Here is a 20,107-nt window from a genome sequence, read left to right as displayed (position 1 = left end):
GGCCGCGCCCCGCGCGCGGCTGCTGGCACCATGGACGCATGTGGATCGGCTGGATCGAGTTCGACCTGCTCCTCGGCGACATCCGCTCGTTGAAGGAGAAGCGCAGCGTGCTGCGGCCGCTCATCGCGGAGCTCAGCCGCCGCACCGAGGCAGCGGCCGCCGAGGTCGGCGAGCACGACCTCCACCGGCGGGCCGGCATCGGCGTGTCGGTCGTCGCGGCGGACTCGTCGCACGTGCGGGACGTGCTCGACCGCGCCGAACGGCTGGTCGCCGACCGCCCCGAGCTCACCCTGCTGTCGGTGCGGCGCGGGCTGCACTCGAGCGAGGACTGAGGTCAGCCGGCGATCGCGTGCCCGATGGGCTCGCCGCCGCCGCCGAACCGGATGGTGCGTCCGATGGTGCGGTCGTCTGCGATCGTCGCGGCGATCGCCGCGGCGACGTCCGCCCGCGGCACCGCACCTGCGCCCTCCGGGTCGAGGGCGATGCGCCCGGTGGGCGGATCGAGCGTGAGCGTACCCGGCGCCAGGATCGTCCAGTCCAGCGCGCTCTGCGCGAGGTGGGCGTCCGCGGCCCACTTGGCGTCGGCGTAGGCGAAGAACGAGGATTCCCGGGCGACTCCGTGGTCGGCGCGAGACCCGATCCACGACACCATGACGTAGCGGAGCACACCGGCCGCCGCCGCGGCGTCCATCGAGCGCACCGCCGCGTCGCGGTCCACCGCGTACGTGCGCGTCGGGCTGCCGCCGCCCGCACCCGCCGACCACACCACGACGTCGTTGCCGGCGACGAGGTTCGTCAGCTGATCGAGATCGAGGATCTCGACATCGGCGACGACCGGCTGCGCGCCGGTCGCGGCCACCTCCGCCTCCTGGGCGGAGTCACGGATGACGGCGGTCACGGTGTGCCCCTGCGCCACGAGCATCGGCTCGAGCAGCAGGGCGACCTTGCCGTGTCCGCCGAAGATCAGGACGCGTGCCATGGGGTCTCCCTCTGTCGTCTGCCACGATACGCCCGCGCCGCCGCGGGGCTAGGTGGCGGAGCCGCCTGTGCCCGGGTCGACGCCGGCGGGTGGCGGTCCACCGGCGGCGGCATCCGTCTCGTGCTCCGCCCGCGCGAGCAGACTGTGCCGGCGGCCCCACAGCAGGTAGAAGGCGAGCACGACCGCGACCCACACCGCGAACCACGCGTAGGTCGACCAGCCGAGGCCGGTGATGAGGTACAGGCAGGCGAGGATCGACAGGACCGGGGTCACCGGGTAGCCCGGCACCCGGAACGCGCGGGGCAGGTCGGGGCGCGTCCGTCGCAGCACCATGACGCCGATGGAGACCACGATGAAGGCCACGAGCGTTCCCATCGAGACGAGGTCCCAGAGGCTCGACAGCGGGATGAAGCCCGCGAGGAGCGCGACGGCGATCGCGACGACGACCGTCGAGAACACCGGCGTATGGGTGCGCGGGTCGACGCGGGCGAACGCCTGCGGGATGAGCCCGTCCCGGCCGATCGAGTACAGGATGCGGGTCTGGCCGAAGAGCGTCACGAGCGTGACCGAGAAGATCGAGATCACCGCGCCCGCCGCGAGCACGGTGGCGGGCCATCCGGCGCCGAGCACGTCGCCGAGGATGACGGCGAGACCGGCGCTCTGCTGGCCGGGGTCCTCGAAGTCGGTCCATGGCTGCGCGCCGACGGCCGCGATCGCGACGAAGAGGTAGACGGCGACGACCGTCGCGAGCGCGATGAGGATCGCCCGGGGCAGCGAGCGCTGCGGGTCGCGCACCTCGTCGCCCGCGGTCGAGACGGCGTCGAGGCCGATGAATGTGAAGAAGATCGTGCCTGCGGCCGCCGTGACCCCCGCCGCGCCGTGGGGCGCGAAGTCGGCGAAGTTGTCTGTCTGGAACGCGGTGACGGCGATCGCGGCGAACATGAGGAGTACGCCGAGCTTGATGATCACCATGACGGTGTTCACCGCCGCCGACTCACGTGTCCCGCGGATGAGGAGGAGCGCGCACAGGCCGACGAGGATCACGGCCGGCAGGTTCACGACGCCACCCTCGAGCGGGCCGGCCGACAGCGCGGCGGGGATGTCCCAGCCGAACAGGTCGCCGAGGAGGCGGTCGAGGTAGCCGCTCCACCCGGATGCGACCGCGGCGGTCGAGACGCCGTACTCGAGCATGAGGCACGCGGCGACGCCCATGGCGACGATCTCGCCGAGCGTCACGTAGGCGTAGGAGTAGGTCGAGCCCGACACCGGCACCGCGGAGGCCATCTCGGCGTAGCAGACGGCCGACAGCCCGGCGGCGATCGCCGCGACGAGGAACGCCAGGATCACTGCGGGTCCGGCGAGCGGCACGGCCTCGTGCATCACGAAGAAGACGCCGGTGCCGACCGTGGCTCCGACGCCGAGCATCGCGAGCTGGAAGGTGCCGATGCCGCGGGTCAGCCCGCCGGGCGACGGCGCGGGCGGCGCCACGGGTTTCCGCCGGAACAGTTCTCGGGCCAGGCTCATTTCGTCCGCTCTCGTCGGCGACCGGGATTGCACGCGAGTCTAGAACCGGAGGGGGCGAGCGTGCTCCCTTGCGCCGCGGCGGTTCCCGGGCGATCCCGCGGGGGCCTGTGAGTCGGTGAGTCTGGCGACCGGCGGGCGGTCTCAGGCCGCGAGGGCGACGCGGTCGGCCATGATCGCGCGGACGGCGTCGCGGCCGGCGCGGTTGGCTCCGACGGTCGACTGCGACGGCCCGTACCCGATGAGGAAGAGCCGCGGCTCGTCGATCGAGCGCCCGTTCTCGACGCGGAAGCCGCCCTCCGGGGTGCGCAGGCGCAGCGGGGACAGGTGGTCGAGCGCGGGGCGGAAGCCCGTGGCCCAGAGGATCACGTCGGCCGGCTCGAACGAGCCGTCCGGCATCCGCACGCCGTCCTCCTCGATCGAGGCGAACATCGGATGCCGCACCAGCACGCCGCGTGCCTCGGCCGCCCGCGCCCACGGGGTCCAGTGCATGCCGGTGACCGAGATCACGCTCCCGGGCGGGAGGCCCCGGCGCACGCGGTCCTCGACGCCGGCGATCGCGGCGACACGCGCCGGGATGTCGAAGTCGGCCTCGACCCAGTCGGGCTCGCGGCGCGTCACCCAGAACGTGTCGGCCACGTGCGAGATCTCGTCCAGCAGCTGCACCGCCGAGACGCCGGCGCCGACGACGACGACGCGCTGTGCGCGGAACTCCTCCGCCGAGACGTAGTCCGCGACGTGCAGCTGGCGGCCGCGGAAGCGCTCCTGCCCGGGGTAGTGCGGCCGGAACGGTCGGGTCCACGTGCCGGTCGCGTTGATGACGTACTGTGCCGTCCAGGCTCCACCGTCGGTCTCGACCAGGAGTCGCCCGCGCGGGTCGTCGTCGACGCGGCGCACTCCCTTCACGTTCACGGGCCGCAGGACGTCGAGGGCGAACCGCTCCTCGTAGTCGGCGAAGTACGCCGGAAGGATGTCGCGGCTCGCGGCGACGGGGTCGGCCGGCGGGACCGCGAACCCCGGCAGCTCGTGGATGCCGTTGACCGTCGCCATCCGCAGCGACGGCCAGCGGTGCTGCCACGCGCCTCCGGGGCCGGGGTTGGCGTCGAGCACGAGGAACGTCGGCGCTGCCCCGGTCGAGCGCTGCGCCGGTGCGAAGCCGCGGCGCTGCAGATGATAGGCCGCGGAGAGCCCGGCCTGTCCCGCGCCGATCACGACGACGTCGACGGCTGCGGGCTCCATGCCGGGCTCAACAGCATCCGGCCCGCGGGGATTCCCGCGGGCCGGACGGATCGATGGGGCGGAGCGACCTCAGTTGAGGGCGCGCGTGGAGGCGGGGATCACGCCGTCGCGGTAGAGGTCGGTGGCGACATCCTGCAGCGCGGTCAGCGCGACCCGCTGCGGCATCGGCCCGTACGAGATGCGGGCGACGCCCAGCGCCTCGTACTCCCCCGCCGTCAGTGTGCCCGGCAGGCCGATGACGCTGACCTTGCGCTCGCCGATGCCCTCCACCAGGCGCCGCGTGATGTCGGCGTTCAGGATGCCCGGCACGAACACGAGGTCGGCTCCTGCCGCGAGGTACGCGCGGCCACGCTCGATCGCGTCCGCGATCGACTCCTCGAGCGGGCGCTTGCCAGCCCGCACGAACGCGTCGGTGCGCGCGTTGAGCACGAACGGCACGCCCTCGGCGGCGCCGGCCGCAACGATCGCCTCGACGTTCGCGACGGCCTCCTCGAGCGGGCGCAGGCGGTCCTCGACGTTGGCGCCCACGACGCCCGTGCCGATCACACGGCGCGTGGTCTCGCCCGCATCGCCGTAGCCGTCGTCGAGGTCGGTCGTGACCGGCAGGTCACCCACGGCCTCGACGATGCGGCCGACCATGTCGAGGGTGATGTCGAGCGGGATCTCGCCGTCGGGGTAGCCGAACGTCGCGGCGATCGCGTGGCCGGCGGTCGCGACGGCGCGCGTCTCGGGAAGGGCGGCGACGGTGCGGGCGGACACGGCGTCCCACACGTTCACGACGCGCAGGATCTCGGGCGCGGCGTGCAGCCGCGCGAGGGTCTGTGCTTTCTCGGCCTGAGTGGTCATGCCTGTCACGCTATCGGCGCCAGGACCCTTCGGGGCCGGTCAAGACGGCCGGATCTCGCCGTCCACGTACCACCAGCGCCCGCTGCGGCGGAGGAACCGGCTTCGCTCGTGCAGCACGCCTTGGTCGCGTCCGTGGCGCCAGGCCGCGTGGAACTCCACGACCCCGCGCGCGTCGTCCTCTCCCCCGCCCTCGACAGCGACGACGTCGAGGCCCGTCCACCGCTGGGCGGGATCGAGAGACAGGTCCTCGGGCCGCGTTCCCGGGTGCCACGTCGCGGCGAGATGGCGCTCGTCGCCCACGACGAACGCCGTGTAGCGCGAGCGCATCAGCGCCTCGGCCGTCGGCGGAGGGGTTCCCTGCAGCGCGGGGGCGCAGCATCCGTCGAAGCGATCGCCGCTGCCGCAGGGGCACGGACCTCTTCCCGCCATGCGCGGAAAGCCCCCTGCGGCGGCTCGGGATGCCGCGGCGCCGAACGACACGTCAGACGCCGGCCTTCTCGGCGCACGAGACGCAGCGGGTCGCGAACGGACGAGCCCGCAGACGCGCGATCGGGATGCCGCGACCGCAGTCCACGCAGACACCGTAGGTGCCGCCCTCCCAGCGCCGGACGGCTTCGTCGATCTCGGCGATCTCGCGTCGTGCAGCCTCTTCGAGCGCGACGGCGCGGGCCCACTCCCCCGACAGGGTCACGCCCTCGGGGTCGTGCTCGTCGTCGGCGACGTCGCCGCGACGGTCGGCACGCAGCTCGGTCAGATTCTCGTCCATCGCCGCGACGCGCGCCGTCGCCGCGTCATGCAGCTCGTCCAGGAGCGCTCGCAGCTCGGTCCGGCTCGCGGCGGTGGTCATCGCACGAGGATACGCCCGGTTGTCAATGCCACGCCGCAGCCGTGCCGGATCGCCGCCACCGGACGCACCAGCAGCCACGGTCTTGCGACGCCCGAGGCCTGATGGCCGATGACCGATGCCGTCATGACGACAGCACAGCGCCTGCACGGCCGGCGTGCGGCGTTCATGCGGGCGGGCGATAAGGAACTCCCAGGTGGGAGACGGAAGCTGGATGCATTGCTCAGCGGGATCACGTTCCCGCTCCGCGCACCCCACGGCGATGCGTCGCCGGGCCCACTCCTCGTGCCCTACCCGAAGGGCACGAGGGGCGGTCCCATCGGCCCGCCCCGAAGCCGGCGATCCGCACCCCCGGGCGTGATCGCCGGCTTCACCTGGCTCCGCTGTGGATAACTCGGTCGGCGGCTCGGCACCACCGGTTAACGTGGGGGCGTGAGGACTCGGGTCACGGCCACGGCGCTCGGCGCTCTCCTGATGCTGACGCTCGCAGGCTGCACCACGCCGGAGCCCACGGACCCGACGCCCACACCGACGTCTGCGTTCGCCAGCGAGGAGGAAGCGTTCGCTGCTGCGGAGGCTACGTACCGGGCGTATGTCGATGCGCTGAATGAGGTCGATCTCAGCGACCCGGAAACGTTTGAGGCTGTGTACGAGTGGACGACCGGGGAACTGAACGGTTCCGACCGCAAGTCGTACTCACAGTGGCACAGTGACGGCTACACGAAAATCGGGGATGCCGTCGTCGTGTCGATAGAACCCCAGGCTACCAACCTAGACGTTGAGCCTTCGGAGGCGCTTGCGCACGTCTGTCTGGACATTTCCGCCGTCGACATCCGCGACGGGGACGGTGCTTCTGTTGTCGCAGCTGATCGACCCGATGTCCAGTCTCTCGAAGTCACATTCTTGGAGTCCGACGACAGCGTCTCGGGACTCCGCATTTCTAGCCTCGACCCAGCGGCGGCGGTTCACGGATGCTAGCGGCCGTATTGTTCGTTGCCGCAATGACGATGGGCTCCTCAGAGTCCCCGGGGGCGTGCGACTCAGCGAACATCTTCATCTCGGCGTGCGCGTCGAATAGCGACACGCAGGTCGATGTGGCAGCCGGCGGCGCGAGAAGTGGCGGTGATCACGACGGCGCGACACCAACGCGACCGGCCGAGGCTAACTTGCAGGCCCCCACGCCCCAACCCTGGGACTGCGGCCCGATGAACCGCTGCACAGGCGTCACCGTTGTCACCGACGCTGTCCCCGACGTCACCCTCGCCGACCTGGCGTCGTTCCGTCCCGCACCGCCGACCCTCGCCGGCGAGCCGGCGGGCTTCGGCGTCATGGGTATGCCGACGAACCTGCTGGCGTCGGCATCCGAAGAGCGCATCCCGGGCACCGTGCTCGGCTGGGATGTCACCGTGCGGTTCGTGCCGGTCGCCTACGTCTTCGACAACGGCGACGGCACCACGACGCGCACCGCCACGGGCGGGTCGCCCTGGACCAGCCTCGGGCAGGGGCAGTTCACCCCGACCGCGACCAGCCACGTGTACGGCGCGCGGGGGACGTACGGGGTGTCGGTGACGGTCGAGTACGCGGCATCCGTCGACTTCGGCAGCGGGCTGTGGCGACCCGTGCCGGGCGTGGTCCGCGCGGAGGCCGCCGGCTACGACGTGCGTGTCGTCGAGGTGCGCACAGCGCTGGTGGACCGCACGTGCGACGAGGATCCCACCGGCCCCGGCTGCTGAGTCTCGCCGGCGACGAGCCGGCGCGCGCGATTCACGAGGCGCACGGTCGTGCGCAGCGGAACGCCGACCGCATACGCGACCGCGCCGGCGGCCGAGGTGTCGCCGCGTCCGAGGGCGACCCTGCGCTCCCAGGCGTCGCGCAGCCCGCCGCCGCGACGGGCGAGTCCCGCCCGGGGCGGCAGGCGAGCGGCTGATCGCTGCGCCAGCAGCGCCTCGACGTGATCGGTCCAGTCGTCGGCCTCGGGGTGGTGGAAGTAGTTCTCGTCGAGCCATTCCGGATCGGGATGCCGGAACCGGCGCGCGACGACATCCTCCTCGCCCGCGAGGAGGTCCGCGTCGGCGAGGGTCTCGTTGATGAGCTGCGGCGAGACGCCGAACGTGTCGAGGGCGATGACGGGGATGCCGCGCGCGATCGCCTCGATCGCCGCGGTCGAGCTCACCGTCACCAGCCCCTCCGCCGTCGTCAGCGCGTCGCGCATCGGCCCGGTCGAGGTTACGAGGTTCGGCGGCAGCGGACCCAGTGACGCGAGCAGCTCGGTGTAGCCGTCCTGCTCGACGTGCGTCTGGTGCTCTCCGGTCGCTGCGCGCAGCTTCACCACGACCCGCCGCGACGGATCCGCCTGGGCGGCGCGGACCAGCATCCGGGCGATCCCGAGACGATCCGCGCGCTCGGCCGGCACCTTGGCCTGCGCCGCGAACACGAGGTCGCCGCCCGCCGGGCTCAGTGCGACCGCCCCACCGGCAGCCACCCGGGCGCCTCTGGCGAACGGCAGGGTGGCCAGCGCGTAGCGATGCGCGTACCCGGTGCGCACCGACAACGCCCCGAACTCCCGCAACTCGCGCCGCGAGTGCACCACGAACAGGTCGCTCTGCAGCCGGTAGACGACGGCGCGGCGGGTCGCCGGGATCGAGATGCCCGGCAGGCCCGTCACGACGACCGGCCGGTGCGGGAGCGCCGAGAGGTCGCGCGCGAGCACGCGCACGAGCGGACCCCGCGCTCCGATCACGACGACGTCGGCCCGCAGTTCGGCGAGACGCGCGGTCAGCCGGCCGTACGCGATCCTCTCCACGCGGTCTCGCGGAAGGCGGCTGCCGGCCAGGGCCGAGGCGAGCTGGGCGTCGCTGACCACAAGGGGCGTGTCGAGCACCAGCAGCGCGGCATCCCATCGCTGACCCACCCCGCCGAGGAGCGCCGCCGCCCACTTCACATACGAGTCCGTGTCGGCGATCGCGACGACGCGGGGCCTGCCGTCGGCGGGCGCGTGCGGACTCACGCGGGAACGCGGCGCAGCTTCGCCATGGGCGCGAGCTCACCGGGGTACACGCGCTTGACGCCGTCGCCGAGTGCCGCCTCGATGACGCGGATGTCGCGCACCAGGTGCTGCAGGCCGGCAGGTTCGAGCGAGGCGGCGTGGTCCGATCCCCACATCGTGCGGTCGAGGGTGATGTGCCGCTCGACGGCGACGGCGCCGAGCGCGACGGCGGCCAGCGAGATCTGCAGCCCGCGCTCGTGCCCCGAGTAGCCGACGGGCACACCCGGGTAGCGATCGCGCAGGGTCGGGATCATGCGGATGTTCGCCTCTTCCGGCTCCATCGGATACGTCGAGGTCGCGTGCATGAGCACGAGGCGGTCGGTGCCGAGCACCTGGATGGCCGCGTCGATCTGCTCGCTCGTCGACATGCCGGTCGACAGGATGACGGGCTTACCGGTCTCGCGCAGGGCGTCGAGCAGCTCGACGTCCGTAAGTGACGCTGATGCGACCTTGTGCGCGACGACGCCGAGGTCTTCGAGGAAGGCGACGCTGGGCACGTCCCACGGCGAGGCGAACCACTCGAGCCCGCGCAGCAGCGCGTGGTCCGAGATCTCGATGTACTGCTCGCGGTCGAACTCGACGCGGCGGCGGTAGTCGAGGTAGGTCATGCGCCCCCAGGGCGTGTCGCGCGGGATGTCGCGCATGTGCTCGGGCGTGGCGATCTCGGGCGTGCGCTTCTGGAACTTCACCGCGTCCGCACCGGCGTCGGCGGCGACGTCGATGAGCCGCTTGGCGAGCTCGACTTCGCCGTTGTGGTTCAGCCCGATCTCGGCGATGACGTACGCGGGGCGTCCGCCTCCGACGACGCGGGATCCGATGGTGACGGTCATGTTGCCTCCAGTGGTGCAGTGGGGTGATCGGTAGCGGGGTTCCGCCCGCCGGGTCGCTGAGCCTCGTGCAGGGCCGTGGCCGCGGACTGCCGCGCGGCGAGCACGCGCTCCGCGAGATCGCGCACCGCGCCGTCTCCGCCTCGACTGTCGAGGACGACGCGCGCGGCCGACAGGACGAGCGGGTGGGCCTCGGGCACCGCGATGGGCCACCCGACGAGTTCGAGGCAGGCGAGGTCGTTGACGTCGTTGCCGAGGTAGGCGATCCGCGACAGCGGGATGCTGTGGTCCTCCGCCCACTCCCGCAGCACTGCGGCCTTGTCCGCGGCGGCCTGCCGCACGTCGACGCCCAGCTTGCGCGCGCGGGCGGCGACCACCGGGTTCGCCTCGGTCGAGAGGATGAGGAACGGGATGCCGGCGGCCCGCAGCAGCGAGACCCCCATGCCGTCCGACCGGCTCACGGTCACCGACTCGAGGCCGTTCTGGTCGACACGCACGGTGTCGTCGGTGTGCACCCCGTCGAAGTCGGTCACCACCGCGTCGACGGCGACGCCGCCATCGCCCCGAATGTCACGGTCGACGAGCGGCGCAAGGCGCCGTGCCAACTCCATCTCGTCGGGAGTGTCGATCTCGATCGCCGTGCGCGGTGCCACGCCGGCGATGCCGACGCTCCCGAAGAACCGGTGCTGTGCGGCCCGGAATCCCGCCGCACGCATGACGTAGAAGCCGCCGGTCTCGAGGTAGTGCGGCTCGCGATCCTGCCGGCGCGGTCGCACGTCGATCTCGTGGTTGATGGGCTCTGCGGCGTCGCCGAGGCCCTTCTCCCACAGGAAGCCGTACGTCTCCACCGCCGAGAAGACGCTGTCGCGCCGGCGGGATCGCACGAGCTGCACGGCGGCGGCGAGCGCATCGACGTCGATGAAGGGCGACGTCGCCTGCAGGAAGGCCAGCACGCCCACGTCGACCTTGCGCGCCTCGAGCGCGTCGAGCGCATGCAGCAGCGCCGTTTCGCTGGACGCCTGGTCACCCGACAGCTGCGCAGGCCGCTCGACGATCTCGGCGCCCCACTCGGCGGCGACCGCCGCGATGTCGGCATCGTCGGTCGTCACGACGACCCTGTCGATGGCCGGGCACCGACGCGCCGCGTCGACGGCGCGCGCCACGAGAGGCACGCCCCCGACCCGCTGCAGGTTCTTGCGCGCAATGCCCTTCGAGCCGCCGCGCGCCGGGATGATGGCAACCGCCTCGCTCATGCGGCCGCCGTCCGTGCCGAGCGGCGTGCGGCGCCGTTCCGGCTCACATCCGTGAACACCCTCGCACCGGTGCCCGCGAGCACGAGCGGCAGCGTCGTGGTCGTGCTGGACGGGAGGGTGTGCACGTCGAGCGGATGCCGCGCCCCGGCCAGCACGAGTTCCACCGGCAGGCCGGTCCGGTGGATCCGCAGACCGGGGACCGTCGCGACCGCGTCCAGCTGCTCGGCGGTCTCGCGGCGATGCGGGAGGTACACGGCGCCGCCGGCCGCGGCATCCCGCACCCACCGCACGTAGTCGACCAGCATCATGCGTCCGTCGACCGGCAGCGCGCTGCCGAGCACGATGCGCCGTCCGAGCGCGGGCGCGGCGGGCGCGGTGGCGCGGGTCCACGAGAAATCGTGGCGACGGATGCCGAACCCGCGGTCGGCGAGGCCGTCGAGGCGGTCGGCGCCGAGGTCGAAGGCGGTGAAGATGGCGGCGCGTCGCGAGGCGGCGCGTCGATGCACGAGCTCGGCCGCGAACGGCGCGACGACAGTGGTGAGGCCGCGCTCGGCGACATTCGGCCGCGCGTAGGGACGACGGCCGAGCAGCGCGTCGGCGTACGCGATCGCGTACGCGCCGTCGTCGAGGAATGTGACGCGGTGCGGGCGCAGCACGGCCGCGGCGAGGCGGAACTGGCCCGAGAACCCGTCGCCGACCAGCCAGTGGCCGTGACGGGCGAGAAGGCTCCACGGGATGCCGAGGTAGGGCGCAAGCTCGCCGAAGCGCGCGCCGCGGGTGAGCAGCTCGTCGGCCGTGGCCGAGATCTGAGGCGTCAGCCGCCCGGCCACCGGCACCGTCCGTCCGTGCGACGCCGCCCACTCCGCGGCGCCGATCAGCTGCAGGGGCGACTCGACCCACGCCAGCACGTCTTCGCGACCCATGGCGCCTCCTCTCGCGACATTCCCTTACGGGGGCTCGGGGCTGGTCCTCATCACGGGCTCAGGGCTGTGCCCCCGCACAGCCCTGAGCCCGTGGGACTCCCGGTTGTCTCCCCACGGTGGGTGCGAGACGTGAACGAGACGGGTGCCGACGTGCGACCGGCATCCGTCGCGCAGGTGAACGGCAGGTGGCGCTCAGGTCGCCCGGCGGGCGTCGGAGCCGCATGCCAGGATGAACGCGTGACCGACCGCCTGATGCTGCTCGACTCCGCGTCCCTCTACTTCCGCGCGTTCTACGGGGTGCCCGACACGGTCCGCGCACCGGACGGCACGCCTGTCAACGCTGTCCGCGGATTCCTCGACATCATCACGCGGCTCGTGACGACCTACCGTCCGACCCATCTCGTGGCGTGCTGGGACGACGACTGGCGGCCGCAGTGGCGGGTCGACCTCATTCCCACCTACAAGACGCACCGCGTCGCCGAGGTTGTCGCCGGCGGCACCGACGTCGAAGAGGTGCCCGACCCGCTCGAGGTGCAGGTCCCGGTGATCCGCGAGGCGCTCGGCATCCTCGGGATCCGCATCGTCGGCGCCGCCGACCATGAGGCCGATGACGTCATCGGCACCCTGGCGACGACGGCGGCCATGCCGGTCGACATCGTCACCGGCGACCGCGATCTCTTCCAGCTCGTCGACGACGCCCGCGACGTCCGCGTCGTCTACACCGCCCGCGGCATGAGCAACCTCGAGGTTCTCACCGACGCCGCGGTCGTCGCGAAGTACGGCGTCCTCCCCTCGCAGTACGCGGACTTCGCCACCCTGCGCGGCGACTCTTCGGATGGTCTGCCGGGCGTCGCCGGGATCGGCGACAAGACCGCGGCCGGGCTGCTCGCGACCTACGGCGACCTCGCCGGGATCGTCGAGGCGGCAGAGCTCGGCGAGGGCATGGCCGCCGGGGTGCGGGCGAAGGTGCTCGCCGGCCTGCCGTATCTCGCCGTCGCTCCGCAGGTCGTCGCCGTCGTCCGCGATCTGCCGCTCGACGTGCCCGACCCGCGCCTGCGCCCTCTCGACGAGCGCGCGAAGACGGATGCCGCAGCCCTCGCCGAGCGGTGGGCGCTCGGCGCGGCCATGACCCGCATCATCGACACGCTCGACGCCGTCTGAGGAAGCGGTGACGCGCCGTCCGCCGGACAGTGCGGAACCGGCACCGGATCAGGCGCCGCGCTCGCGTCCTGTCCACTCACGCAGTCGCGACAGCGGCCACGTCGTGACGATGCGCTCGGGAGGCACTCCCAGGCGCTCCGCGCGCTCGGCACCGTAGTCGAGCAGCGACAGCTGCCCGGGCGCGTGCGCGTCAGAATCGATCGAGAAGAGGCATCCGATCTCCAGCGCGAGCGCCATCAGCTCGTCGGGCGGATCCTGGCGCTCGGGTCGGGAGTTGATCTCGACCGCGACCCCGTGCGCTTCGCACGCCTCGAACACCGCGCGGGCGTCGAACGTCGACGGCGGCCTCGTGCCCCGCGAACCCTCGACGAGCCGGCCCGTGACATGGCCGAGCACATCCGTGTGCGGATTCGACACCGCCGCGACGAGCCGGCGGGTCATGGGTGTGCGTTCCATCCTCAGTTTCGAGTGCGCCGAGGCCACGACCACGTCGAGCCGATCGAGCATCTCGCGCTCCTGGTCCAGCGTGCCGTCCTCGAGGATGTCGACCTCGATGCCCGACAGCAGCGTGAACCCGTCGCCGCTCATCCCCGCCACGACGTCGAGCTGAGCGCGCAGACGCTCGGAAGAGAGGCCGTTGGCGACCCGCAGCCGTGGCGAGTGGTCGGTGAGCGCGAGGTACTCGTGGCCGAGCGCGCGGGCGGCATCCACCATGAGGTCTATGGAGGTGAGGCCGTCCGACCAGTCGCTGTGGGCGTGCAGATCGCCGCGCAGCAGCGGCCGCAGCGTCGAGGCGCGCTGCACGCCGGCACGCTCGCGCAGATCGACCAGGTAGCCGGGAACCTCGCCGCCCAGCGCCTGCTGGATCACCGCGAAGGTGGATTCGCCGATCCCCTTGCGCCGACGCAGAGCTGTGGAATCGCGCAGCTCTTCGTCGGTCAGTCCCTGGATGGCGTCGGCGGCCGCCCGGAACGCCTTCGACTTGTACCGAGACGACCGCTCCCGTTCGAGGAGGGTCGCGATCTCGCTGAGGGCGTCGTGGGGGTGCACGTCGGATATGGCCGCCTGATCAGACGACGTTCGCCCGCTTGATCACCACCGGCACGCTCGCAAGCCGGTGGATCGCCCAGCCGAACAGGATCGCGAGCACGCCCATGCCGGCCGCGAACAGCGCGACGCCGTACGCGACGATCGAGGTGAACAGCGAGGCTCGCAGGAACGACGCCTGCATCATCGTCGCGCGCACCGGGTCGTCCTGGTCGAGCTCGGCGTAGGTCTTGCCGCCGGATGCCTCGAGCGCGTGGTGGTTGATGATGTCAGCCTGCACGAAAGCGGTGAACGGGCCGGTCACCTGCTGACCCTGGAACGCCGCGGCGTCGTCCGGAATCGTGATGTTCTCGGCCGACAGCTGGTTGGTCACGCCGATCCACGCGATCACACCGACCACGATCAGCAGGATGCCGCCCACGATGCCGAGGATGCCGACCGCCTTCACGAGGCCGACCTTCTTCTCAGGCGGCTCGACCACGTCGGCGGTGCGGGGCTCTTCCTGGCTCATGCGTCCTCCTCGATCACGGGTGCGTTGTGGCACACGCTATCGGCGCCCTGCCGTGCGGCGGAAGACCGCGCGCCGTACTAAACCACACACGGTGGAAAATCGGCGCGTCACCCGTCAGCGCGAGAGCGCCTTCGTGGTCTGGACCCAGCGCTCGAGTGTCGCCGTGGCCGCACCCGAGTCGATCGCGGCCGCCGCGGCGTCGCGCGCCTCGGCGAGGCGCTCGAGGATCGGCCGCTGCACCTCTGCGGCATCGCGGAACAGCCGGTAGGCGACGATGCCGGCGGCCGCGTTGAGCAGGACGATGTCGCGCACCGGACCCTCCTCGCCGCCGAGCACCCGGTGCACGACCGCGGCGTTGTGCGCGGGGTCGCCCCCGAGGAGATCGTCGATGTCGGCTACCGGGATGCCGAGGTCGCGCGGGTCGAGGTCGTGCTCGTGGATGTCGCCTCGGCTGACCTCCCAGAGCCTGCTGTGTCCGGTGGTGGTGAGCTCGTCGAGCCCGTCGTCGCCGCGGAACACCAGCGCCGTCGCGCCGCGTGTGCGGAACACGCCGGTGATGAGCGGCACGCGGTCGAGGTGCGCCACACCGACCGCGTTCGCCTCGGCGCGCGCGGGGTTGCAGAGCGGGCCGAGGAAGTTGAACACGGTCGGCACTCCCAGCTCGCTGCGCGTCGCGCCGGCGTGCTTGAAGCCGGGGTGGAACGCCGCGGCGAACGCGAACGTGATCCCCGCCCGCGAGAGCGTCTCGGCGACGGCGTCCGGTGAGAGCGCGAGATCGACGCCCAGCGCGCCCAGCACGTCGGAGGAACCCGATGACGAGCTGGCGGCCTTGTTGCCGTGCTTCACGACGGGAATCCCGGATGCCGCAGCCACGAGCGCCGCCATCGTGGAGACGTTGACGGTGCCGAAGCGGTCCCCTCCGGTGCCCACGATGTCGAGCACCGCCGCGTCGACCGGAAGCGGCAGCGCCGCCTCGAGGATGGCGTCGCGGAAGCCGACGATCTCGTCGACGGTCTCGCCCTTCGCACGCAGCGCCACCAGGAAGCCCGCCAGCTGGGACGGCGTGGCGCTGCCCGACATGATCTGCCGCATCGCCCACGTCGACTCCGAGACGCTGAGGTCGCGCCGCTCGAGCAGTGTCGTGAGGATTCCCGGCCAGGTGTACAGCTCCGCCATAACCGAGAAGCCTAGCCGGGCGCGCGAATCGGAACCCTTTCGTGACACGGGGTGCCGCCCCGCGCGATTCTGCGTCTTCACCACGTGTTCACGGCAGAGTCGCAGGGACCTCTTAGGTTGCCCTAAGTTCCCGGACGGGCAAAGAGATGCCCTCCGATGCGAAAATCGGGGGCCCGAATCGGCCATAATGGGGAGCGTGACGACCTCCACAGCGACCTACTCCCAGGCCATGCGGTCCGTCAAGCGGCCGGATCCGGTCGCTGTCGGAACCATCGTGTGGCTCGGCAGCGAGGTGATGTTCTTCGCCGGCCTGTTCGCGATCTACTTCACCCTGCGCAGCACCTCCCCCGAACTATGGGCCGAGAGCACGCAGCTGCTGAACGTTCCCTACGCGACCGTGAACACGATCATCCTCGTGCTGTCGTCGGTCACGTGCCAGATGGGCGTCTTCGCGGCCGAGCGATTCCAGCCGTACTCGCTGAAGAAGCGCGGCTGGCTCGGCTGGGGCATGGTCGAGTGGTTCTGGCTCACCTTCGCACTCGGTGCGATCTTCGTCTCGGGCCAGGTGTGGGAGTACGCCCAGCTCGTCGCCGAGGGCCTGCCGATCAGCGCGAACTCGTACGCGTCGGCGTTCTACCTCACCACGGGCTTCCACGCCCTCCACGTCACCGGCGGCCTCATCGCCTTCCTCCTCGTGATCGGTCGCGCGTACGCCGTCAAGAACTTCGGGCGCAAAGAGATGACTTCCTCGATCGTCGTGTCCTACTACTGGCACTTCGTCGACGTGGTCTGGATCGCCCTCTTCCTCGTCATCTACTTCCTCAAGTGAGAGCGGAGCTGTAACCCGACATGGCACGAGAGACCACGCGCCGCTCGAAAGGCCGCCGCAGCCCCTGGGCCGCAGCCGCACTGATCGGCATCGGCCTGCTCATCACCGGTGGCGTCTACGCCGGGGCATCCGCCGCGATGGCGGCGACGACGCCCGAGACGGTGACGAACTCCGCGCTCACCGTCGAAGACGGCGAGAAGCTGTTCCAGGCCAACTGCGCCACCTGCCACGGCCTGGATGTGGAGGGGACCGACGACGGACCGTCGCTGTACGGCGTCGGCGAGCTCGCCGTGCACTTCCAGATGAGCACCGGTCGCATGCCGCTGCAGATGCAGGGGCCCCAGGCCCCGCAGAAGCCGGTGCAGTTCACCGACGAGCAGATCGCCGCGATCGGCGAGTACATCCAGTCCATCGCCCCGGGCCCCAGCTTCCCGGACGACGAGGTGCTCGACGGCGAGGGCGATGCGTCGGAGGGCGGCGAGCTCTTCCGCATCAACTGCGCGATGTGCCACAACGTCGCGGGTGCCGGCGGTGCCCTCACCGAGGGCAAGTACGCCCCGAACCTGCACACCACGACCCCGCTCAACATGTACGCGGCGATGGTGACCGGGCCGCAGAACATGCCGGTCTTCAACGACTTGACGCTGACCACCGAAGAGAAGCGCGACGTCATCACCTACCTGCTCTACCTGCAGGAGAACGAGTCGCCCGGCGGATTCACGCTCGGCTCGCTCGGCCCCGTCTCGGAGGGCCTCTTCATCTGGATCTTCGGCATCGGCTCGCTGATCGCCATCACCGTGTGGATCACGGCGAAGTCCAACTGATCTACGTACGACACACGCAACACTGACGAGGAGCAGCATGGCCCACGAGGACGACCCGCTCGAGCACGAGAGGGCTTCCTGGAAGCCCTCCCCCGGGCTCGCCGTCGCGGTCCCCGACCCGGTGCACAACCCTGGCCTCCCTCCGCACCGCGAGCGGATGACCGACCAGGACCCGGCTTCGATGAAGCGCGCCGTGCGCGGCATCTACACGCTCTTCTACCTCTCGATCGCCGGCAGCATCTGGGCCATCGCGGCCTACATGCTGTTCCCGATCGAGAGCGGGCGGATGGTCGACATCCGCAACAACAACCTCTTCATCGGACTCGGCATCGCCTTTGCGCTGCTGGCCATCGGCGTCGCTGCGATCCACTGGTCCAAGGCGGTCATGTCCGACCGCGAGTTCGTCGAGCCCCGTCACGCCACGCGCGGACGCGACACGACGCGTGAAGCGGCCATCAAGGCCTTCGCCGACGCCGACGCGGAATCCGGCTTCGGTCGTCGTGCGATGGTCCGCAACTCGCTGATCGCCGCGCTCGTCGCGTCCGTCGTTCCGGGCGTCGTGCTCTTCCGGGGACTCGCGCCGTTCAGCTCCCCCGAGAAGCCGCACGCGGGAGACCCCGTGTATCTCCTCGAGCACACCATGTGGAAGGAAGGCATGCGCCTGGCGCACGACCCGTCGGGCGAGCCCATCCGTGCCGCGGACCTCACCCTCGGCTCCGCCGTCCACGTCATCCCCGAGGCCCTGGCCGAGGTGTCCCACAGCGACGGCTACCTCGAGGAGAAGGCCAAGGCTCTCGTGCTCCTCGTCCGCCTGCTGCCCGAGGACCTGGTCGAGTCCGAGGAGCGCAAGGAGTGGTCGTACAACGGCATCGTCGCCTACTCCAAGGTCTGCACCCACGTCGGCTGCCCGGTGGCGCTGTATGAACAGCAGACGCATCACCTGCTCTGCCCGTGCCACCAGTCGCAGTTCGACGTCACCGACCATGCCAAGGTCATCTTCGGCCCGGCCGCTCGCCCGCTGCCGCAGCTGCCCATCACCGTCGACGACGAGGGCTACCTCATCGCGAGGAGCGACTTCAACGAGCCCGTCGGCCCGAGCTTCTGGGAGCGTCATTGAGCACCTCAACCGTCACCGAGCAGCCTGAGGCTCCCGGGGCGCCCGTGTCACCGAACGGGCGTGACAAGCCCCTCGGCGGCCGCTTCATCGGCGCCACCGCGAACTACATCGACGAGCGGACGAGCCTCTCCGGCTTCGTCAAGGAGCTCGGCCGCAAGATCTTCCCCGACCACTGGTCGTTCATGCTCGGCGAGATCGCGCTGTGGGCCTTCGTCGTCGTGCTGCTGTCGGGCACGTTCCTGACGTTCTTCTTCCAGGCGTCGATGGTCGAGACGCACTACAACGGGGCCTACCTTCCGATGCGCGGCATCGAGATGTCGGCGGCGATGGCGTCGACCCTCGAGATCTCGTTCGACCTCCGCGGCGGTCTGCTGGTGCGCCAGATGCACCACTGGGCGGCGCTCGTCTTCGTCGCCGGCATCGGCGTGCACATGCTCCGCGTGTTCTTCACCGGTGCGTTCCGCAAGCCGCGCGAGCTCAACTGGGTCATCGGCTTCATCCTGTTCATCCTCGCCCTCGGCGAGGGCTTCACCGGCTACTCGCTCCCCGACGACGTGCTCTCGGGCAACGGCCTGCGCATCATCGACGGCATGGTCAAGGGAATCCCGCTGATCGGCACCTGGACCTCGTTCCTGCTGTTCGGAGGCGAGTTCCCCGGCACTGCGATCGTCGGCCGCCTGTATTCTCTGCACATCCTGTTGCTCCCGGCGATCCTCGTCGGCCTGCTGGTGCTCCACCTCATGCTGATGGTGATCAACAAGCACACGCAGTTCGCGGGCGCAGGTCGCACCAACAGCGTCGTCGTGGGCTACCCGATGATGCCCGTCTACATGTCGAAGATGGGCGGCTTCCTGTTCATCACGTTCGGCGTGATCGTGCTCATCGCGTCGCTGTTCACGATCAACCCGATCTGGAACTACGGCCCGTACGACCCGTCCCCCGTGTCGGCCGGCACGCAGCCCGACTGGTACATCGGCTTCGCCGACGGCGCGCTGCGACTGGTGCCCCCGGGCTGGGAGTTCGTCTTCCTGGACCGCACCTGGTCGTTCAACATCCTCGTGCCGCTCGTCGTGCTCGGTCTGTTCATCGTCCTCGTGCTGATCTACCCGTTCATCGAGGCGTGGGTGACGGGTGACAAGCGCGAGCACCACATCGCACAGCGTCCGCGCAACGCCGCGACGCGCACCGCGATCGGTGCCGCCGGTGTCACGTTCTACGCAGTGCTCTGGGCCGCGGCAGCCTCCGACATCATCGCCACCCACTTCTGGCTGACGATGGAGGGCGTGATCCACACACTGCAGGCGCTGCTGATCCTCGGCCCGATCGTCGCGTACTTCGTGACGAAGCGCATGTGCATCGCGCTGCAGCGGAAGGACCGCGAGATCGCCCTGCACGGCTACGAGTCGGGCCGAATCGTGCGTCTCCCCGGTGGCGAGTACATCGAGGTGCACCAGCCCGTCGACGAGTACGAGCGCTTCAAGCTGGCCGACTTCGACACCTACGAGCCGCTCGTGGTCCGCCCGAACGCCCAGGGTCGTATCCCGTGGCACGAGAACGTCCGCGCGTCCATCTCGCGCTGGTTCTTCGAGGATCGGCTCACCCCGGTCTCGCAGGCGGAACTCGACGCGGCCCTCGCTCACCAGCATCACGGCCTCGACCACATCGCGGCCGAGGAGGACCTCGAGCTGCAGGGCGCACATGAGCGTGCTGGTGTGCCCGATGCCCCGCACAAGCCGATCGACGACGGCCACAACTCCGAGACGGCGGTCCGCCCCTCGAACGTGATCGTGCCCGAGCCCGAGCAGGGAACGAAGTCGCCCAGGAACCGTGAGAAGGAGTCCGACCAGTAGGTCGAGACCACTACCAGACGGAAGACACGGCACGAGCGTCACGAGCGAGCAGAGGCATCCGTCATTCTCGTGGCGACAAGCGGGAACGAAGCAGATGCGCTGCCGACGACGCCC

21 protein-coding genes are annotated in these 20,107 nt (G+C 70.8%); 8 read left to right on the top strand and 13 right to left on the bottom strand.

The features are described 5' to 3' along the window. The first annotated feature begins 38 nt into the window (after nt 1-38). Nucleotides 39-332: a DUF503 domain-containing protein gene (locus tag B2K11_RS15245; protein ID WP_163619405.1), complete on the top strand. Its 294-nt coding sequence runs from the start codon at nt 39-41 to the stop codon at nt 330-332. A 2-nt stretch (nt 333-334) separates the two neighbouring features. Here B2K11_RS15245 and B2K11_RS15240 read toward each other — a convergent pair whose 3' ends face one another. The 6 genes from B2K11_RS15240 to B2K11_RS15215 all read right to left on the bottom strand — a co-directional run bounded on the left by B2K11_RS15240 (nt 335) and on the right by B2K11_RS15215 (nt 5,432). Further along, on the bottom strand, nt 335-979 hold the full coding sequence (locus B2K11_RS15240; RefSeq protein ID WP_163619403.1) for an SDR family oxidoreductase: 645 nt from the start codon (nt 977-979) through the stop codon (nt 335-337). Between the two features lie 48 nt (nt 980-1,027). Beyond that, entirely contained in the window at nt 1,028-2,467 is a 1,440-nt protein-coding gene (locus B2K11_RS15235; protein ID WP_345770786.1) for an amino acid permease, read from the bottom strand. Between the two features lie 177 nt (nt 2,468-2,644). Further along, nucleotides 2,645-3,739: an NAD(P)-binding domain-containing protein gene (locus B2K11_RS15230; protein ID WP_163619399.1), complete on the bottom strand. Its 1,095-nt coding sequence runs from the start codon at nt 3,737-3,739 to the stop codon at nt 2,645-2,647. Nucleotides 3,740-3,808: 69 nt separating this feature from the next. Further along, nucleotides 3,809-4,585, bottom strand: coding sequence for an isocitrate lyase/phosphoenolpyruvate mutase family protein (locus B2K11_RS15225; RefSeq protein ID WP_163619398.1), 777 nt, complete (start codon nt 4,583-4,585; stop codon nt 3,809-3,811). Nucleotides 4,586-4,624: 39 nt separating this feature from the next. Further along, complete coding sequence (locus B2K11_RS15220; RefSeq protein WP_204260152.1) at nt 4,625-5,014, bottom strand: YchJ family metal-binding protein; 390 nt, start codon at nt 5,012-5,014, stop codon at nt 4,625-4,627. Between the two features lie 52 nt (nt 5,015-5,066). Next, nucleotides 5,067-5,432: a TraR/DksA C4-type zinc finger protein gene (locus tag B2K11_RS15215; RefSeq protein WP_163619394.1), complete on the bottom strand. Its 366-nt coding sequence runs from the start codon at nt 5,430-5,432 to the stop codon at nt 5,067-5,069. A gap of 429 nt (nt 5,433-5,861) precedes the next feature. Here B2K11_RS15215 and B2K11_RS15210 point away from each other — a divergent pair, with 429 nt between their 5' ends. Together B2K11_RS15210 and B2K11_RS15205 are read left to right on the top strand one after the other, a co-directional pair. Further along, nucleotides 5,862-6,407, top strand: coding sequence for a hypothetical protein (locus B2K11_RS15210; RefSeq protein WP_163619369.1), 546 nt, complete (start codon nt 5,862-5,864; stop codon nt 6,405-6,407). Nucleotides 6,408-6,634: 227 nt separating this feature from the next. Further along, complete coding sequence (locus tag B2K11_RS15205; RefSeq protein ID WP_163619392.1) at nt 6,635-7,162, top strand: hypothetical protein; 528 nt, start codon at nt 6,635-6,637, stop codon at nt 7,160-7,162. On the opposite strand, the gene B2K11_RS15200 is transcribed toward B2K11_RS15205, so the two are convergent. Genes B2K11_RS15200 through B2K11_RS15185 form a run of 4 tightly spaced genes read right to left on the bottom strand, consistent with a single transcriptional unit; the run spans nt 7,081 to nt 11,478 of the window. After that, a complete protein-coding gene (locus tag B2K11_RS15200; protein ID WP_163619390.1) occupies nt 7,081-8,436 on the bottom strand; it encodes a DUF6716 putative glycosyltransferase in 1,356 nt (451 codons plus the stop codon). The two genes, B2K11_RS15205 and B2K11_RS15200, sit on opposite strands and share 82 nt — an antisense overlap. Beyond that, nucleotides 8,433-9,305, bottom strand: a complete 873-nt coding sequence (locus B2K11_RS15195) for an N-acetylneuraminate synthase family protein (protein ID WP_163619388.1) — start codon at nt 9,303-9,305, stop codon at nt 8,433-8,435. Before B2K11_RS15195 ends, B2K11_RS15200 begins: the two co-directional genes overlap by 4 nt. Then, on the bottom strand, nt 9,302-10,555 hold the full coding sequence (locus tag B2K11_RS15190) for an acylneuraminate cytidylyltransferase (RefSeq protein ID WP_163619386.1): 1,254 nt from the start codon (nt 10,553-10,555) through the stop codon (nt 9,302-9,304). Before B2K11_RS15190 ends, B2K11_RS15195 begins: the two co-directional genes overlap by 4 nt. Next, entirely contained in the window at nt 10,552-11,478 is a 927-nt protein-coding gene (locus B2K11_RS15185) for a hypothetical protein (RefSeq protein ID WP_163619385.1), read from the bottom strand. Before B2K11_RS15185 ends, B2K11_RS15190 begins: the two co-directional genes overlap by 4 nt. Nucleotides 11,479-11,715: 237 nt before the next feature. Here B2K11_RS15185 and B2K11_RS15180 point away from each other — a divergent pair, with 237 nt between their 5' ends. Beyond that, nucleotides 11,716-12,639 carry a 5'-3' exonuclease gene (locus B2K11_RS15180; RefSeq protein ID WP_163619383.1) on the top strand — a complete coding sequence of 308 codons (924 nt, stop codon included), beginning with the start codon at nt 11,716-11,718 and terminating at the stop codon, nt 12,637-12,639. A 48-nt stretch (nt 12,640-12,687) separates the two neighbouring features. Here the strand turns inward: B2K11_RS15180 and B2K11_RS15175 are convergent, their stop codons facing one another. The 3 genes from B2K11_RS15175 to trpD all read right to left on the bottom strand — a co-directional run bounded on the left by B2K11_RS15175 (nt 12,688) and on the right by trpD (nt 15,373). Next, complete coding sequence (locus tag B2K11_RS15175; RefSeq protein ID WP_163619381.1) at nt 12,688-13,689, bottom strand: PHP domain-containing protein; 1,002 nt, start codon at nt 13,687-13,689, stop codon at nt 12,688-12,690. A 19-nt stretch (nt 13,690-13,708) separates the two neighbouring features. Further along, a complete protein-coding gene (locus B2K11_RS15170) occupies nt 13,709-14,197 on the bottom strand; it encodes an aromatic ring-opening dioxygenase LigA (protein WP_163619379.1) in 489 nt (162 codons plus the stop codon). A gap of 114 nt (nt 14,198-14,311) precedes the next feature. Beyond that, on the bottom strand, nt 14,312-15,373 hold the full coding sequence (gene trpD / locus B2K11_RS15165; protein ID WP_163619377.1) for an anthranilate phosphoribosyltransferase: 1,062 nt from the start codon (nt 15,371-15,373) through the stop codon (nt 14,312-14,314). A gap of 187 nt (nt 15,374-15,560) precedes the next feature. On the opposite strand from trpD, the gene B2K11_RS15160 reads away from it, so the two are divergent. The 4 genes from B2K11_RS15160 to B2K11_RS15145 are packed head-to-tail and all read left to right on the top strand — an operon-like array spanning nt 15,561 to nt 19,993. After that, nucleotides 15,561-16,202 carry a heme-copper oxidase subunit III gene (locus B2K11_RS15160; protein ID WP_163619375.1) on the top strand — a complete coding sequence of 214 codons (642 nt, stop codon included), beginning with the start codon at nt 15,561-15,563 and terminating at the stop codon, nt 16,200-16,202. 20 nt (nt 16,203-16,222) lie between these two features. Beyond that, the gene (locus B2K11_RS15155) at nt 16,223-17,026 is read left to right on the top strand and encodes a cytochrome c (protein ID WP_163619373.1); all 804 of its coding nucleotides are present in this window, start codon (nt 16,223-16,225) and stop codon (nt 17,024-17,026) included. 37 nt (nt 17,027-17,063) lie between these two features. After that, the gene (locus tag B2K11_RS15150) at nt 17,064-18,143 is read left to right on the top strand and encodes a Rieske 2Fe-2S domain-containing protein (protein ID WP_163619371.1); all 1,080 of its coding nucleotides are present in this window, start codon (nt 17,064-17,066) and stop codon (nt 18,141-18,143) included. A 44-nt stretch (nt 18,144-18,187) separates the two neighbouring features. Further along, nucleotides 18,188-19,993, top strand: a complete 1,806-nt coding sequence (locus B2K11_RS15145; protein ID WP_163619529.1) for a cytochrome bc complex cytochrome b subunit — start codon at nt 18,188-18,190, stop codon at nt 19,991-19,993. The last annotated feature ends 114 nt before the right edge of the window (nt 19,994-20,107 follow it).

The organism is Microbacterium sp. B35-30 (assembly GCF_010634855.1).
Taxonomy (GTDB): domain Bacteria; phylum Actinomycetota; class Actinomycetes; order Actinomycetales; family Microbacteriaceae; genus Microbacterium.
Note: the sequence above shows the minus strand (reverse complement) of the source record. Positions and strands in the feature narration are given on the sequence as shown.